The following is a 16,031-nucleotide window of genomic DNA, read 5'->3' as shown; positions in this document are numbered from 1 at the left end:
AAAATCGGAAAAGCCCGGAAAAAAGTTAAAAATCAAAAATTTCAATATTCTGGCAATGGCAAAATGGAGTGAATTCAGCGACAGTATTGAGAAAAGCAGAATCTATCACGAGAGGTACCACAAGGCAGTTTCAAATCCTGTGAGGAAAAACATACTTAAGCTGATTGCACATGGGAAATCTGAGGATGAGATTATGGAGGAACTAAAAATATCCAGAAAAGAGCTCGAATATCATATTCAAATTCTTGAATGGGGATTCTGCATAGAAAAAACCGATGAGGGGTGGAGGATAACAAAGGAGGGTGAGATAGTTGACTACCTCTGAGAGAATTCGAGTTGCGCTTGCTCAGCAGAGGATTCTGCCCGATAGAGAAGTTAACATAATGAAGGGGCTGAGTTTGATTAAGAGAGCTCTGCAGGTGAGGGCCGATCTGGTCATTTTGCCGGAGGTGTTCAACACCGGCTTCTACCCCCATAACTACAAAAACGTTGAACCGCTGGAAGAGGAGCTTGAGCTTCTACTAAAGCTCTCATCCACCCGGGACATAGTGATCATTGCCGGTGTGGCGGAGAAAGAAGGTGAGTACCTTTACAACTCTGCAGTTATAATTCACAAGGGAGAGATAATAGGAAAATACAGAAAGACCCACATGTTTCCCCTCACATCGGAGAAAAAGTACTTTAAACCGGGCAACAGGCTGGAGGTCTTTGAAACTCCACTTGGAAAGATAGGCTTGCTCATATGTTACGAGCTCCGATTTCCCGAACTATTCAGAAAGCTTGTAAAAATGGGGGCGGAGCTCATTGCTGTTCCTGCTGAGTTTCCCAAAGAAAGAATCGAACACTGGAAGGTTTTGCTTCAGGCAAGGGCGATAGACTATCAGATTTTTGTTGCCGGAGTAAACTGCGTTGAGGGAGACCTGAACTACGGTGGCCATTCAATGCTAATCGATCCACTGGGAACGATTTTGATAGAGGGGGGAGATTACCAGGAAGTTATGATGAGTGATATCAGACTCCCTGAGATTTATGAGGTAAGGAAAAAGTATCCATTTCTTAACGACCTCAGAACTGATATTCTATGAGAGTACTGATTCTGAGACCATCCGAGGTACTTGAAGAAACGATTAAAAAGCTCAGAGATGCAGGTTTTGATGCTTACGGCTGTCCTTTTGTAAAACTGACCTACACAAATTTTGATATCCCGGAGCACGACTTTGCAATCGTTACAAGCCAGAACGCTGCGAAGGTACTGGTAAGCAGAAAAGCCAATCTCAGGAAGGTTATTGCAATAGGTAAAAAGACTGCTGAGGTTCTGAAAGACTATGACGTAATGGTTCCATCAAAATTTGACTCTGAAACACTGTTCAGGGAGTACTCAGAAATACTGAGAGACAAGAGGGTAATCGCTTTAAGGAGCAATGCCGGAAGTGAAATACTCAATAAGCTTGATGAAATCTGTGATTTCTCCGATATTGTCGTCTATCGAATCGAGAAGCTGCACGGAGAAAAGCAGAGGAGAGAAATCGAGAGGGTGAGGGATGGATTTTACGATGCAATAGTGTTTTCAAGCAGTATGATAGCCAGAAGCTTTCTTGAACTGTGCGATGGGGAGTGTATAGAAAAACTGAAAGAGCTGATCGTCATCGCCATTGGCCCCCCCACAGCAAGAGTGCTTGAAGAATACGGTCTGAAACCTCTCCTGCCCGAAGAATATACATTTGACGGTGTTATCAGCCTGCTAAAAAGAATGACCAAGTAAATTCAGGTTTCCAATATTCACATTATTGAGATGTGCTCTGGCCGCATTGTAACACTTTTTAACCTGCTCCAAAGGTGTGATGGGTAAATCGCTCAATTTGTAATCGGGATGGAATACCAGAAGACTGTACGGGATGTTCTCATCCAGGTCCGCTATGAACCTTGCAATCTCAGCCACTTCATTTTCATCAATGTAGTAAGGTACTAACAGCGTTGTGGCCGAAACTATGTCGGGAAATCTCTCCGCAATCCTCTCGAAGTTTCTCCTGACCCGTTCGTTATCCCTGCCGGTTAAAAGAAGGTGCAGGTTCGGATTCCACGCCTTGAGATCAAACTTAACGGTTCCATTAGACCTGTAGCTGAGCTCTGCCGCTTTCATCGCCAGAATGGCGTTTCCAGCACCGTTCCACTCCCAGCAGATCATCAGGTCTTCCCGAGCTTCGAGAGCTTTTCTGCTGAACCTTATCGCAAAGGGTAGTTGCGGTTCGGGTGAACCGCCAAAGTGACAGATGCATTTTACTCTGTCATTCTCCACCACCCTCAAAAGTTCATCGATTTCAACCCTTTCCGCCTCTTCGATGAATTTGTGAGTCCAGTTCTGGCAGAACAGACAATCAAAATTACATCCGTAGTAAAAAACAGCCAGATTAGTACCTGACAACCTGCTTCCATTGCAGAACCATGCATTGCAGCAATTTGTGGGGAGAGGATCTTCATAATAGCTGATCTTTCCGTACTCTGGCTTCCCGCAAAGGGCAACACCCGAACACTCGTTGCTGCATAGCTTGCATTTCTCAACCCTCCTGCCTGAAACGGGAGGATGCAGCCTCCGGGCAAATTCTCTTGCCTCCTCCTTTTTTGAACAGGCGGGACAGAGTGGGAGAAACCTTGACGGGGTTTTTCTATCACAGAGCAAACATTTCATACAAAAAAGCTGTTTCTCCTCTCTTCACTTTTCTGGGCCGCTATGATCATTGAAAGCATGTTCTCGGCCACCATGCGAAGCTTTTTAAGATCGGTGCAGAAAATGCTGTATGTCGACATTGCCTCGGTACACGGCAGATCAAATTTTACAAGCGGACATCCATCGCAATCAAAATCTATGTAACGTTCGCAAAGTGGGGTCATCTGCAACGCAACCTCTTCTATTTCCCTTAAAGCTAAAACTATGTATTCCCATTTCTTTACAGCCGCTTCGCCCTCTGTCAGTCCCTCCTCAACGTCCCTGTTCGCATCTTCATACGTGTACAGCTCCACCTTTTTCATCCCGGCACTCTCTGCAATACGGTATTTAAATCTGACATCCGCTATCAGCATGTCACATTTAATCATTTATTTTTAAACAGCAACTTATATAAAGATTCTAAGGTAATAATCCACTATCTGAGTACTGAACCGGGGTAGCGGGTCTTATGATATCCAAGGACTTTCGGGAAAAGGGAAAGGTTATTCTCGTAATTGACGACTCAGAATGTGGCAGAACCGCTGTTGAGAAGCTCGTTTTTTTGGGAAAAGCTGGATTTAGGGCTGATGTTTTAATGATTTTCTGCTCAGATGCCGGAACTTTTCCTGTTCTCTCGCAAAGAAAAGAAATGAAGATATACACTGATCTAAGAATTAAAGCATCTAAATTCGTTGATTTTTACATAGACAGACTTGAGGAGGCTGGATTTAACGTAACACAGGTGAAAATAATTTTTGGAAGTGTTACTGAGGAGATTTTAAATCTCGAGAAGATTACGGAACCAGACATCATTATTTTTGGAATGGAGAGAGAAGGCTTCATAAAAAGGGTGCTTCGTGGAGATGCCCACAAAGATGTAATATTCCAGACGAAGACTCCTGTTCTGGTGTGCAAGTCGACGTACAGTGGATGGGAGAATAAGGAGGAGTTAAAATGTACAAAATGCGCTTTGGGCTGAGTTAAACTGTATTAGTAAGTTTTATTAACATTATCATACATTTTCTTAAGATGATGACAAGAAAAAAGAAGAGAATATCAGCGGCCGTGAACACTGAACTTTTCAGAAAACTCAAAGAAACATCAAAAAAAGAAGATAAGCCAGTTTCAGAGGTATTGAGAGAAGCGCTGGAGTTATACTTTGCACTCAGCTCATCTGGACTGACTTTGAAGGACGTTGAGGTTTACTGCAACTTTATAAGCGGAGGAGAGAATATCATCCTGGACACAGAAACGTGGATAATGATACTGGCAGAGCTGAACAAATGTGCATCTGAAAGCTTCTGGGAGGAGATAAGGCAGATAGGACGTGAATACGGTGCAGAGTTTAAAGTCAGAGGTGTTGTAGAGCTGAAAGACGTGCTAGAGCACCTGGCAGCAAAAAGACTGTACAATGTAAAGTCAGAGGGAAAGATTCACACACTCATTCTCGCTACCAGACCGGAGCAGAGGTTTTTGAAGGAATTTATACTCGGGATATGTGAGGAACTCGGAATCAGAGTGGATATAATCGAAGGAATAAGAAAACTGATAGTTACCGAACCTTAATACAGTTTATTAAAATTTGAGAAAACAACATATAATTTTGAATCATTAAGAAATTTTTAGTAAAAGTTATAAGTGTTTCAAAAAAGCCGTTGTTATGTACGTGGATGTTTGGTGGATTTGGCCAGTTGCATTATTTGTTTTTACATTTGTAATTGGCGTAATCTCGCCGCTATCCGGCGTTGGAGGGGGCGTTCTGTTTGTACCAATCGCCACAGCTTTTTTCCCCTTCGATATCGATTTCATCCGTGGAGTCGGTCTGGTAATGGCTCTGACCAGCTCACTGTCATCCACGCCACAGCTTATAAAAAGGGGACTGGCAAACCTCAGAATTGCAGCACCGATTGTTGCAGTCTCGTGTGTGATGTCGATAATCGGCAGCATAACAGGGCTCTGGATTTCCGGCGAATTTCCGGAAGGTAAGGACTACATCACAATACTCCTCGGAATCGTTCTTTTCATCATATTCGGAATAATGGCCACATCCAAGAGAGTCGAAATTCCAATCGTGGAGAAGCAGGACAAAATCTCGCAAAAACTTGGAATCTCAGGCAGTTTTTACGAACCCACTTTGGGGCAGGATGTGGAGTACAAAATCAAAAATATGCCAGTGGCAATTCCAATTTTTGCTGCTGTCGGCTTTATTGCGGGTATGTTTGGTCTGGGAGCAGGATGGGCGAACGTACCGGCTTTAAACCTTGTTATGGGTGCACCCATAAAGGTTGCCACCTCGACCAGTATGCTTGTCATAGCAATAAATGATGCAGCAGCCGTGTGGGTGTATCTTGCAAATGGGGCAATATTATCTGTCATTGCCGTTCCATCGGTTCTCGGAATTACGCTGGGGGCCAGAGTGGGTGCAAAACTGGCTGCAAGGGCCAGACCAAAAATCATCCGGTATCTTGTGATGTGCATAATGTTGCTCTCTGCCGTTGTTGACATCTGGAAGGGTTTGCAGGGTTTGGGTTACATAGGAGGTGGGTGAAAATGAAGATTGACCCTCTTAACAAAACCTTCGGGTCTGTGCTGGAACTTGTAACAACCATTGGACTGATCGTCATGCTGATACCGGGGCTGCTATCGGTAACGGGAGAGAATGTTTATGTTGACCCCCAGCACATGGTTCACAACTGGGACAAGCCATCTGAGGAGTTCTGGATGGATGCAAAGGGAATAACAGTCTATGGTTATGGATGGTTCCTGGATCACCCATTTCATTTCGATTGTCTGAGTCTAATTGGAGTTGCGATTCTGGCGTTTGCACCATTACTGGCTGTTATTGCATCCATAGCTTCTGCTCCAAAAATATACAAGGTGATACTGGCAATCATAGCTATTGAACTCCTGTTTGCAATATTCAGACCGCTGGTGCTGGGTGGCGGTGGTCATTAAATTTTTTGTTTAATTTCATGTTCCTCCAGCCATTCTGTAATGCACTCCAGTATGTTTCCTCTGGTTACAATTCCAATTACTCTATCCCGTACCAGCACAGGTATTCTGTCCAGATTGAAGGTGTCCATTTTTAAGATTGCGTCCCTTACGGTTTCGTAGGGGTGAACGCCGATAATCTCCTCCCTCATAACGTCTCTGACCTTTATCTTCATGTACTCATCTCTCCCCCTCGAAATTATATCTGAAATATCCTCAAGCGTGATGATGCCCTTGAATATCCCGTTTTCTATGACCGGATATCCCATAAAACCCGTTTTTTCGGTAAGCTCCAGCAGATCCAGCACGGTGTCTTCGGGGGTAAGAGCAACTACCTTCTCCGAGAACGGGACATCCTTAATCTTTATACGGTCAAGCACGCTTCTCAGAGCGATTGGGAAGTGTGCAGGGCTGTCAATTCTCGTTTCCACCTGTTCGATGTAGATGGTGCGATTTCCGGTTATGGCGTAAGAAACAAACACAGCCGCCATTGCGGGAAATATCATTACATAATTGTCTGTCATTTCACATATCATGATCATATTTGCAAGAGGGGCCTTTGAAATCCCGCCAAAGAGGGAGATCATGCCAACTGCGACAAAGGCGGGCACCACATTCAGAGTTATTATGGATGGAAAAAGGGTGTGCATGGCCATACCGACTGTACCACCTACCATTCCGCCAATCACCAGTCCCGGAGCAAAGACGCCTCCACTCCCCCCAGATCCTATTGTTAAAGATGTGGCAATAATTTTGACTATTGCAATTAGCAGCATTACCTCCAGGGGCAGCATGTTTAACATGGCCATTTGAAGAAACCCATATCCCATCCCCACAGCTCCTAGCCCGGCTCTCGGGTCGAAAAATCTCATGACAAGGAGAATTGTTATTCCTGCCAGAGCGGCACCTATAGCCGGTTTCAGGTGGTCCGGAATCGGAAGGCTTTTGAAAATATCGTGGGTCTTGTAAAACACGTAAACATACAGGATCCCAACAATCCCGCAGATCAGACCAAGAAGGACAAAGAAGGGAAGATGTATCGGATGAATGCTGATTTCAGGGAACCTGAATATGGGCTCATACCCGAAGTACTCGCAGAATATTGCGTAACCTATAGTAGATGCGATCAGACCGGGTATTATTGCCTCTTTCTCTATATCGCGGATATAGAGGATCTCTGCAGCCAGAAGCGCACCTCCCAGTGGAGCTTTAAAAATACTTCCTATCCCGGCACCGATTCCAACCGCCAGAGCGAGTCGCCTGTCTTCGTGACTGAGCCTGAGCAGGTCAGCGACAATTGAACCGAACCCTGCAGAGATCTGAGCTGTAGGTCCCTCTCTTCCAGCACTGCCTCCACTGCCTATGGTAATGGCGGAGGCTATGGTTTTAACGATAGGAATTCTTGCTCTTATTTTTCCGCCTTCTTTGTGAAATGCCCTTATTGCAGCATCTGTTCCATGCCCCTCTGCCTCGGGAGCGGTGGTATAGACTATTAATCCCGTCAGTAAACCTCCAAGTACCATCACAATAAGCAGGCTCATCGGGTTGTGCGGACCGATCCAGTCCAACCTGCCCCCTTCATATCCGGGAGTTGGAGGATAGTACCCGGCGAGGCGGCCCAAAAAAAACGTGCTGCATAAATTAAGCAGAGTGTAGAAAACAATGGCCCCAATACCGGCGATTACGCCCACAGTAACTCCGAGAATCGTCCACTTTTTGAGATACTGCAGGTTGGGGTCCTCTAATGCTTCCTTTATGGACTTTCTCAACCCAAGGTCAGGACTCATTACTGCCCTCCCTCACATTAATGTCTAATTGAGAGGATCCCCAGAGCCGCCAGCGTGAGAATTACTGAGATAACGAAAGCAAGAACGGGATACAGTCCTTTTTTGTAGAGAAGAACCTCTTTACTTCGAAACATTGCCAAGAAGATGCTCCATGCGCCGATTACTCCTCCCCAGCAGGCTATTGCCAGACCCGCCATTGACAGTCCTTCTCCCGTACTCAGATAGCCAAAAAACCAGTATCCATGGGGCTCTGCTTTGAACACGGAATCGGTCTTCCATATTTCATGCGGTGATCTCCCTTCAAGCAGACCCTGGATTAATTTTGAGGTGTCCAGCAGCTCTCCACCTTTCGTCAGATTGATTGCCACCCCAATCAGGGCTATCACAATTCCGACTATGGTTATAAGAGCTGCAATTTCCCCATAAACACGTCCTTCTACAGGGGGGTTTGGAATCTCGTTTCTTTGCATTATATCACCCCCATGAGGGTTAGACCGGTTAGCACGAGCTTTGAACCGGTGAAGAACAGGATCCCTATCAATATGTACCTGACGACAGATGGCCTCACTCTGACAGCGATTCTGGATCCTATCTCAGCTCCTGTAATCAGTCCGGCAACTGCCGGAACGGCAAATATCGGAACAATAGCATTTGCCATCAGGTACGGAAAAATTGCAGCCGTATCCCCAAGACTGATGATGACCGCACTGGTGGTCGTTGCAACCTTGAGCGGGGCCAACATCACGAGATTCAGAACTGGCGTTACCGCCCATCCAGCCCCCAGACCGAACATACCGGACACAAAACCCACTGCACAGAAAGCCAGAATTGCCAGAGGAGCCCGTGTAACCCTGTAGTCCACAACCGATCCTAAGGAATCCTCCCAGTAGGGATACTCCACTCCTAGTTTCCGGGTGAATGAGTCGATCTTCTTAGGCTCGGGATAGTCCGTCTTTTTGGTTATCAGATAAACAACGCCCACAGCCACCACTATAAGTCCGAGCAACAGCTTGATGAGAGCTATTCCATACTCTCCAAGTTCCCGGGTTATCTTCAGGCCAACAATTGCCCCGATAATCGCAAACACCGTATAGGTTACCCCAACAACGAGCACCAACCTTACGTTGGCTATACCTTTTTTCAGGAATCTTCGTGCCCCCATACGCGTTCCTGACATGGCCGCAAGCAATCCAGTTGCCCTGATCACATCGGGATGGATGTTGGTAAATCCCAGAAAGAGTGTTGTGAACAAAACACCTCCTCCCGTTCCGGCAATGATGGCGGTTGTACCCATCGCAACGCAGGCAAAGTATACTTCCAAAAAGAACTGCAGTGCTCCACCCCCATTCCCCTGAGGGCTCGCAAGTGCCACTTCAATACCGCCCGTAAGCAACAGTGCCACTAAAATAAATCTCCAGTATTTTACCAGCTTTGTAATTTGGATCTTCATAGAGGATACCTCCAAAGATGCTTCATACTGGCCATAATCTGGTTCTGAGGAACAATTTAATCACCTTTGATACCAGTATATTTAGTTTTCGAAAATATATAGCATGTTTTAAAATTTTAAAAAATTAAAAGAAATTTTGAGATTTTTTAGTAAATGTTCTCAAATCTTATTAAAAAAGTGAAGATTACTGCACACCCTCCAGATACAGCAGCATCTCCTCATCAGACATCTTGAGCCATCTGTCGTACCACTGCACCAGTGTACCCAGCTTCCCGACTTCGGTGCTGTAAAAGTTCAGCACTCCGAGGAGGTCACCTTCTTTTATCTCCCCATCAGCGATCGGAAGGAAAACCGCCTTTCTGATCTCGCCACCCTCTTCCACCCTCCAGGGCGGGCAGTCGCAGAAAACATCGACCACCGTGCCGTAGGCGTGCCTCATGATGTGAAGAGGGTAGATTATGGTGTTGGGCGGCACCTTAATCTTTTTAACTCTCACGGTTGCAGGTTCGCCATACTTCAGTTCCTTCCTCTCATCAGCAATGAGAACTTCCCACCTTGCAACGGGACTTCTCCTGTATCCAAAGGGCTCAATTGTGACATCTCTCTTTATTATCCCCTCACCACTCCTGTAAACCAGCCTGACCTTTTCCGGTTTTTTATCCTTTATAACGCTTTCAACGTTCTCCATCCCCACATAATAAACGTTTATGACACCTATCAGGTCTCCCTTCTCTATCCTGCCATCCTCAACTGCCAGAAATATTGCCTGCTGTATTCTTTTCACCTCCTCAACCTTCTTCGGTCTTCCCAGCTCCACTACATCCAGTACAGTACCGTAGGCGTTTCTCATGACACTTAGCGGTACAACAACCGTGCTGGGGGGCAACTCGACCTCCCTTATTTTAACCCTGACAATATCTCCCTTTCTAACAGCGATGTCCTCGTCAGCAACCAGAACTTCCCAGACGCCGATGTGACTGCGTATGTAACCAAGAGCTTCCACTTTAGCTTCTTCTCTGTGAATTGTCCCGTTATCCCTCCATGTTATGTTAAGCAGTGTTACCTCTCTTTTTATCTCAACCTTGGGTGGATTTATGTTGAGTAAACGGTTCAGCAGGCCGGTTTTAATATAGTATACCTTCAAAACACCGACGAGGTCACCTTTCTTTATTTCCCCGCTCTCAACCGGTATGAAGAGAACTCTACTTATGCATTTTTCATCTTCAACTTTTTCAGGTATCCCACACTCAACAACATCGTTAACTATTCCGAGCGCATGCCTCATTATGCTGAGCGGCCCAACCATCGTATTTGGAGGGAGGAAAACAGGTTTGATTTTTATAATGATGGGTTCTCCTTTTTCAACTTTGATATCCTCATCCGCTATGAGAAGCTCCCATTGGGTGATGGGTGCCATCCTGTATCCAAAAGGCTTCAATTCCATTTCCATTTCTTCCACCTTCCCGCCTATTTCGTCGGCCCAGTACGTTACCTTAACTTTCAATTTCACCACCTCTTCAATATTTTCAATGATTATCTGTTATTTATCTCTTTCGAATTTTTAATTGACCGTATATTTCCGTTTATTAAGTTTTTTGTTGGACAGTGAAAACTGCAATTTCCTAAAAATCACCAGGACTGTTTCGGTAAAATCGGTATTGAAAAACTTTCAGACAAACAGATTTACCGTAGCCCTCCCATCAAACAATATGGATACGCAGGAGCGTAATGGAGATAAGATTCGAATCCGGTTTAGGATGGGACATGATCGATAAATTTTAAAAATAGTTAAAAGTGAAAAAGTGAGTAACTGCAGTGTGAGGTGGAAAGTTTGAAAAGAGTTCTCATGCTGATTATCGCCATCGCTGCAACACTGAACTGCACTGCCTCTGCCAAACCAATTGAGCGTGTGGGAGACTTTCTTGGCATGATCAAATCATTTGATGTGGCAGAGATCGATGGTAGAACCTATGTGTTCCTTACAACTGGATCCAGCTTTAGAATTCTGGATGCCACGGAAGCTACGAATATGAAAGAGGTCTGGAGATATGAATGTTATAAAGCTGGCTCTCTCACGGTTTACGGAAACTACACATATGTAAACTGCGCGTATGGATTCATAATCTTTGATGTATCAGATCCGTCAAAGCCCGAGATCGTGAGCTGTAGTGAAATAGTGTTGCAAGGCTCATAACCGTGTTCAAAGATCGTGCGTATGTTGGAAGTGAGTTTCGAGGACTTTATGTTCTGGATGTCTCGAACCCGACAAATCCAGAGAAGCTCGGCGAGATACATCTTAATGAACTTGCCCGAAATCTTGTCGCCTACGAAAACTATGTGTACGTTGCCGGTAGCAAGCTCTGGATCGTGGATGTCTCAAATCCAGCTGAGCCAAGAGTTATTAACGAATTTCCACTCAAAAATATTGCAACAGTCTATATCTCAGATGGATATCTCTATGTGGGTGTATCCTGCCTCATAGGATCCGAATATGAGATAGTTAAGTCTGCAGAACTTACAGTGTATGATTTGTCCGATCCGGCAAATCCACGAGAGATAGGCAAATACACGGCTTCGGACTTCTGCTGTGGATCTCTTTATGTTGAGAAAGGTCATGTGTATGCGGTATGGAAAAAGGGTTTGAGTGTACTGGACGCATCAGACCCGGCCAGTATAAGAGAGATTTGGAGTTCTAACACTGGCGGTAAGAAGATAATGGGCACGAACGGTTATGTTTATGTTCTCTCAGGAAGTAACATTACCATTTTGGATGCTTCAGAGCCCGATAGGATAAAGAAGGCAGGAGTGTATTCTAACAAGTTTGAGGACATGTACATCTCAGGTAACTACGGGTACATGGTTGTGCTAAAAAACCTTGAGGTGTTGGACCTATCCAAACCTGCTGATCCCGTGAAAGTTGCAGAGTATACCTCAACAAGCAGACTCGTGGGGGTTTCAGCATCCGGGGAGTATGCGTATGTTATAGGGGAGAACATTGAGGTTTTGAAAGTTAACCTCAGCTCGCAGAACCAGTCAAGTACTCTGCAATCAAACTTTGTTGAGGAGATGTTAAAAACAGTCTTTAAAATATTTAATCTAATTAAAAATTTACTGGGGGATTAGCCGCTCGTCGAACTTGTATACATTCAAACCGAGTCAACCCTGTCCTTCTGGTAAAGCCGAGCCTGCACCTAAAACTTCGAGCCTGTCAGCAGCAGTTTGACCCACGAAGGTCACAAAACTTTTTAAGACATTAAAAACAATTATCTTTATGTTACATGATATTTCGAGAGATGTGTTTAGCGAGATCACCGACGAAAATGTTCGGGAAATCAGGAGAAGGTACAACAAGGTGCGGAGATGGGTGATTGCAGACTTTCTGAAGAGAAGTGCTAGAAGATATCCGAAAAAGGATGCGCTGGTTTTCAACCACCCGAAGGAAGGGGAGATCAGACTGAAATATCCGGAGCTTGATGACGAAGCTAACAGACTCGCAAACGCCCTTCTCGACCTGGACCTCAAAAAATACGACCGCGTGGCGATACTTGCCCACAATACTCTCCACCACGTTCTGACAATTTTCGGTGCAGCCAAGGCCGGTTCAATATACCTCGCTCTGAACTACCTGATGTACGGAAAGGATCTGGCATACTGCATCAACCACGCCGAAGCCAGAGTTCTTATAGTGGAGGATTCCCTTTACGAGAGAATAGAGCCGGTAATTGATGACCTCAAAACTGTGGAAACTTTCGTGTGGTCGGATCAGGGCACAGGAAATGATGCGCCGAACGATGAATGGCTCAGCTTTGACGACTGGTACGGCGGTTACGGTGCGACGGAGCCCGACACAGTTCTGAACATCGAAGATCCGGTTCAGATGACATTCACCAGCGGAACCGAGACTCGGCCGAAAGGCGTCGTCCACACAAACGAATCTCTGATAGCGCAGTACGTGGGTTGCATCATAGATGGGGAGTATTCTACCGATGATATCTGTCTGAACACCATGCCGATCTACCACTGTGCTCAGAGAGACGTTTTCATGATCCCGCTGTTCTACATCGGGGGGACAAATGTAATGATGAGTGATCCGAAACCGGAAACCATTCTGGAGTACGTGGACAGGTACAAACCAACAATGCTGTTTCTTGCACCAACGGTCTGGATTGGGCTGCTAAGACATCCGGATTTTGACAGGTACGACCTGAGCTCGTTAAGAAAGTGTTACTACGGGGCCTCCATATTCCCCGAAGGCCCGCTTAATGAACTGGTCAGCAAACTCCCCCGAGCCAGGTTTTACCAGTATTATGGTCAAACCGAGCTCGCACCGTACCACACTGTGGCGAAGCATGATGAGGTGCTTGCCTATCCAAAAACAGCAGGCAGAGCAGGGCTGAATCTGGAAACCCGGCTTGAAGATGAGAACCACAAAGAAATAAGAGATACGGGAAAACCTGGGGAAATCTGTGCCCGTGGCCCCCACGTAATGCTCATGTACTTCAAAGATCCGGAGAAGACCAAACAGGCGTTTGAATGTGGCTGGTTCCACAGCGGAGATATCGCTGTGATGTACAGGGAAGGATACTTTGAAATTGTCGACAGAAAGAAGGATATGATAAAAACTGGCGGCGAGAACGTCTCGAGCAGGGAGGTTGAAGAGGTCATATACAGGCATCCCGACGTGTGGGAGGTTGCTGTTATTGGCCTGCCCCATGAAAAATGGATTGAGGCTGTGACGGCAATAGTTGTTCCGAAACCCGGAAAAAACGTCAACCCTGAAGAGATAATAGAATTCTGCAAAAGAGAACTATCACCTTTCAAGGTTCCAAAGGCAGTAGTTGTTCTCAAGCCCGAAGAGCTTCCAAAAACACCATCTGGAAAGATAATGAAGAGAGAACTCCGAAAAATGCTTGCAGACTTTTACAGGAAATCGTGAACCATATTGGAATAGTGAGAGTTCATTAATCTGACCGCCAGACTCCATACTGCTGCTCTACCAAAAATTTTGGTCAGCGTCCAGTTCTTTCTCACTGAACCGAAGAAATTGGCTACGAAGTAGTGCATTCTCATGAAACTGAAATACCTTTTTTCGTAGCTTTCAAGTGAGCCGTTGATTATGCAATCCGAAAGTATTCTCGCTGAAATCACAGCTTTGGACATTCCCTCCCCTCCTCCACGGTCAACAAGGCCTGCAGCATCCCCCACAAGAGCCACTGGAGTTCTATGATATCTCACCAGCGGAAGATTTGGGTAGCATCCGATTGGAGAGGCAGTTAGCTTTGACGGTTTTCCGAACCCCATGGTGTCTAAAAATTTTTCCAAGAGTTTTTTCAGTCTTCCGTCGTATCTCGTAAATACCCCAACACCGACCTTACAACCACCATCAGCCATGGGAAATATCCAGAAGTATCCATCCAACCCTTTTTTCAGGAATATGGAGATATAGTCAAAATCCCTCTCATAGAAGGCCTGCATTCCGAAACCGTAGGCTTTTTTACCGCCAAACTCTCTGCACCACTGGGAAGGGTAGCCAGAAGCGTCAATAACAACGTCAAATTTTTCAGTTGCCTCTTTTATCGTCATTTTCCTCCCCGTAACTATTTCAGCCCCGCTGCTTTCAGCAATTTCGGCCATTTTCTGTTCCATCTCAGGTCTGTTTATTATCTGCACGACATTTTCCTCTATTTCAAAGCTGTCTGCAATTCGCAGGTTCTCATCCAGTAGATTGATAACAACCCTTTCGATACTCCTCCCTCTGACGTAGGGCTTCAGCCCGCTGAAATTTATCCATCCTTCGGCGCATTTCAGGGGGTAGCCTATTTCCTGATGCTCCTCAAAAATCGTGACGTCAAGCGAATCTGCCAGGTTTATTCCGCACTCCAAACCTGCTACGCTTCCGCCAATTACACATACCCTCATTTACACTCTGTTGCTTTTTTCAAATATTTTAATTTTTGTGTGCAATCGCAAGAGGTATCAGCAAGACGGTGATAAAAGCCAGATACAGCATCATCTCCCCAAAGCTCATGAATCCCGCCATAAAACCGGCAAGGGTGGAGCCCAGAAATATCCCCGCATTCAAAAAAGAGTTTGCGAGACCCAGTGCAAAACCTCTGTTTTCCAGATCCGAAGCTGCGGCAAAGACGGATGTGTTGAGGATCCCCATTCCAGCCCCGCAGACCGAAGCTGCAAGAAATACCCGAACAGGATTTGTTGTTGAGGCCAGAAAGAGGCCAAGACTGCTAACCACTATACCTGCAGTTGCTCCGGTCCTCCTACCCGCTCTGTCAGCCAGAATGCCGGCAGGAACTCGGGAAACGGAAGAGAAGAGAAAGAGGGCAGATACGATCACACCGGACTGAAACTCTGTTATGCCAATTTCGGCCCTGTAATACGGCAAAGCGAAGATTGCCAGAGCGGATGTCGTCGCTGTTCCAAGGAAAATCAGCAAATAAAATGGGATCATTCCGATGGGAAACCTCAGGCTGATCTTGGATGTCCTTCCTCCATTTTTTCTCACTGAAAGCAGAGCGAAGAAAAGGGACAGAAGGGCAAAAATCAGGGATAAAACAAACACCTTTTCAACACCCCACATTTCTGCAGTAAATCCACCGAGCATGGGTCCAACAAAGAATCCGAACATGAGGGAGGTCTGAATCCACCCTATAGACTCGCCTCTCCTGCCTTCCGCTGATACATCGGCAACGAGAGCGTTTATGGCTGGAATATACATTGCGACTCCCAAACCATGAATGAATCTGGCAGCTATGAGAATGAAGGTCGTGGATGAAAAAAGATACAGGACCGAAGCAAGAATGCTCATCAGAATTCCGGATAAAATAAAGATTCTCCTGCCGTGGATCTCGCTGAAGATGCCAAAAGGCGTCATGGCTATTGCCGGGGAGAGAGCAAATATGCCTGCAGCAATTGCAGAGACGATCTGGGAGGCACCAAGAGTTATGGCGTACGCTGGTATTACAGGAATTACGCAGCTAAGCGCAGCATACATGAAGAAACCTGAAAGTAGTAGCTTTCGCATTGCACACAGATACCGTTTGAACTATTTAAACCTTCAATTAACGATAGAAAGTTATAAATA

General features: G+C 45.6%; 18 protein-coding genes. 10 read left to right on the top strand and 8 right to left on the bottom strand.

Annotated elements, in window-relative coordinates; translation table 11 throughout:
* Window positions 1-55: 55 nt before the first annotated feature.
* Genes JFQ59_RS10005 through JFQ59_RS09995 form a run of 3 tightly spaced genes read left to right on the top strand, consistent with a single transcriptional unit; the run spans window position 56 to window position 1,762 of the window.
* A complete protein-coding gene (locus JFQ59_RS10005; RefSeq protein ID WP_202320293.1) occupies window positions 56-325 on the top strand; it encodes a winged helix-turn-helix domain-containing protein in 270 nt (89 codons plus the stop codon).
* Window positions 312-1,085, top strand: coding sequence for a carbon-nitrogen family hydrolase (locus JFQ59_RS10000; protein ID WP_202320292.1), 774 nt, complete (start codon window positions 312-314; stop codon window positions 1,083-1,085). The genes JFQ59_RS10005 and JFQ59_RS10000 overlap by 14 nt, the downstream gene beginning before the upstream one ends.
* Entirely contained in the window at window positions 1,082-1,762 is a 681-nt protein-coding gene (locus tag JFQ59_RS09995) for a uroporphyrinogen-III synthase (protein WP_202320291.1), read from the top strand. Before JFQ59_RS10000 ends, JFQ59_RS09995 begins: the two co-directional genes overlap by 4 nt.
* Here JFQ59_RS09995 and JFQ59_RS09990 read toward each other — a convergent pair.
* Window positions 1,742-2,686: a radical SAM protein gene (locus JFQ59_RS09990; RefSeq protein ID WP_202320290.1), complete on the bottom strand. Its 945-nt coding sequence runs from the start codon at window positions 2,684-2,686 to the stop codon at window positions 1,742-1,744. The genes JFQ59_RS09995 and JFQ59_RS09990 overlap by 21 nt on opposite strands.
* Window positions 2,683-3,093 (bottom strand): hypothetical protein, encoded by a 411-nt coding sequence (locus JFQ59_RS09985; protein ID WP_202320289.1) that lies wholly within the window; start codon window positions 3,091-3,093, stop codon window positions 2,683-2,685. The genes JFQ59_RS09990 and JFQ59_RS09985 overlap by 4 nt, the downstream gene beginning before the upstream one ends.
* Window positions 3,094-3,173: 80 nt before the next feature.
* Between JFQ59_RS09985 and JFQ59_RS09980 the strand changes: the two genes are divergently transcribed.
* The 4 genes from JFQ59_RS09980 to JFQ59_RS09965 all read left to right on the top strand — a co-directional run bounded on the left by JFQ59_RS09980 (window position 3,174) and on the right by JFQ59_RS09965 (window position 5,659).
* Complete coding sequence (locus tag JFQ59_RS09980; RefSeq protein ID WP_202320288.1) at window positions 3,174-3,683, top strand: universal stress protein; 510 nt, start codon at window positions 3,174-3,176, stop codon at window positions 3,681-3,683.
* A 50-nt stretch (window positions 3,684-3,733) separates the two neighbouring features.
* Window positions 3,734-4,270, top strand: coding sequence for a ribbon-helix-helix domain-containing protein (locus JFQ59_RS09975; RefSeq protein ID WP_202320287.1), 537 nt, complete (start codon window positions 3,734-3,736; stop codon window positions 4,268-4,270).
* Between the two features lie 94 nt (window positions 4,271-4,364).
* On the top strand, window positions 4,365-5,252 hold the full coding sequence (locus tag JFQ59_RS09970) for a sulfite exporter TauE/SafE family protein (protein ID WP_202320286.1): 888 nt from the start codon (window positions 4,365-4,367) through the stop codon (window positions 5,250-5,252).
* 2 nt (window positions 5,253-5,254) lie between these two features.
* Window positions 5,255-5,659, top strand: a complete 405-nt coding sequence (locus tag JFQ59_RS09965; RefSeq protein WP_202320285.1) for a hypothetical protein — start codon at window positions 5,255-5,257, stop codon at window positions 5,657-5,659.
* Here the strand turns inward: JFQ59_RS09965 and JFQ59_RS09960 are convergent.
* From JFQ59_RS09960 to JFQ59_RS09945, 4 genes are all read right to left on the bottom strand, one after another.
* The gene (locus tag JFQ59_RS09960) at window positions 5,656-7,482 is read right to left on the bottom strand and encodes a chloride channel protein (protein WP_202320284.1); all 1,827 of its coding nucleotides are present in this window, start codon (window positions 7,480-7,482) and stop codon (window positions 5,656-5,658) included. The genes JFQ59_RS09965 and JFQ59_RS09960 overlap by 4 nt on opposite strands.
* Window positions 7,483-7,499: 17 nt before the next feature.
* Window positions 7,500-7,952, bottom strand: coding sequence for a DUF1634 domain-containing protein (locus tag JFQ59_RS09955; RefSeq protein WP_202320283.1), 453 nt, complete (start codon window positions 7,950-7,952; stop codon window positions 7,500-7,502).
* The gene (locus JFQ59_RS09950; RefSeq protein WP_202320282.1) at window positions 7,952-8,932 is read right to left on the bottom strand and encodes a sulfite exporter TauE/SafE family protein; all 981 of its coding nucleotides are present in this window, start codon (window positions 8,930-8,932) and stop codon (window positions 7,952-7,954) included. The genes JFQ59_RS09955 and JFQ59_RS09950 overlap by 1 nt, the downstream gene beginning before the upstream one ends.
* A 184-nt stretch (window positions 8,933-9,116) precedes the next feature.
* Window positions 9,117-10,442, bottom strand: coding sequence for a DUF22 domain-containing protein (locus JFQ59_RS09945; protein ID WP_330999873.1), 1,326 nt, complete (start codon window positions 10,440-10,442; stop codon window positions 9,117-9,119).
* A 321-nt stretch (window positions 10,443-10,763) separates the two neighbouring features.
* On the opposite strand from JFQ59_RS09945, the gene JFQ59_RS09940 reads away from it, so the two are divergent.
* The 3 genes from JFQ59_RS09940 to JFQ59_RS09930 all read left to right on the top strand — a co-directional run bounded on the left by JFQ59_RS09940 (window position 10,764) and on the right by JFQ59_RS09930 (window position 13,868).
* Window positions 10,764-11,126, top strand: coding sequence for an LVIVD repeat-containing protein (locus JFQ59_RS09940; RefSeq protein ID WP_202320280.1), 363 nt, complete (start codon window positions 10,764-10,766; stop codon window positions 11,124-11,126).
* Window positions 11,127-11,128: 2 nt separating this feature from the next.
* A complete protein-coding gene (locus tag JFQ59_RS09935; protein ID WP_202320279.1) occupies window positions 11,129-12,055 on the top strand; it encodes an LVIVD repeat-containing protein in 927 nt (308 codons plus the stop codon).
* 148 nt (window positions 12,056-12,203) lie between these two features.
* Window positions 12,204-13,868, top strand: coding sequence for a fatty acyl-CoA synthetase (locus tag JFQ59_RS09930; RefSeq protein ID WP_202320278.1), 1,665 nt, complete (start codon window positions 12,204-12,206; stop codon window positions 13,866-13,868).
* Here the strand turns inward: JFQ59_RS09930 and JFQ59_RS09925 are convergent.
* On the bottom strand, window positions 13,853-14,851 hold the full coding sequence (locus tag JFQ59_RS09925; RefSeq protein ID WP_202320277.1) for an NAD(P)/FAD-dependent oxidoreductase: 999 nt from the start codon (window positions 14,849-14,851) through the stop codon (window positions 13,853-13,855). The two genes, JFQ59_RS09930 and JFQ59_RS09925, sit on opposite strands and share 16 nt — an antisense overlap.
* Window positions 14,852-14,879: 28 nt before the next feature.
* Window positions 14,880-15,971: an MFS transporter gene (locus JFQ59_RS09920; RefSeq protein ID WP_202320276.1), complete on the bottom strand. Its 1,092-nt coding sequence runs from the start codon at window positions 15,969-15,971 to the stop codon at window positions 14,880-14,882.
* Window positions 15,972-16,031: the final 60 nt, after the last annotated feature.

The sequence above is a fragment of the Archaeoglobus neptunius genome, from assembly GCF_016757965.1.
Classification (GTDB): Archaea; Halobacteriota; Archaeoglobi; order Archaeoglobales; family Archaeoglobaceae; genus Archaeoglobus; species Archaeoglobus neptunius.
This window is presented reverse-complemented; position numbering and strand designations above follow the sequence as displayed.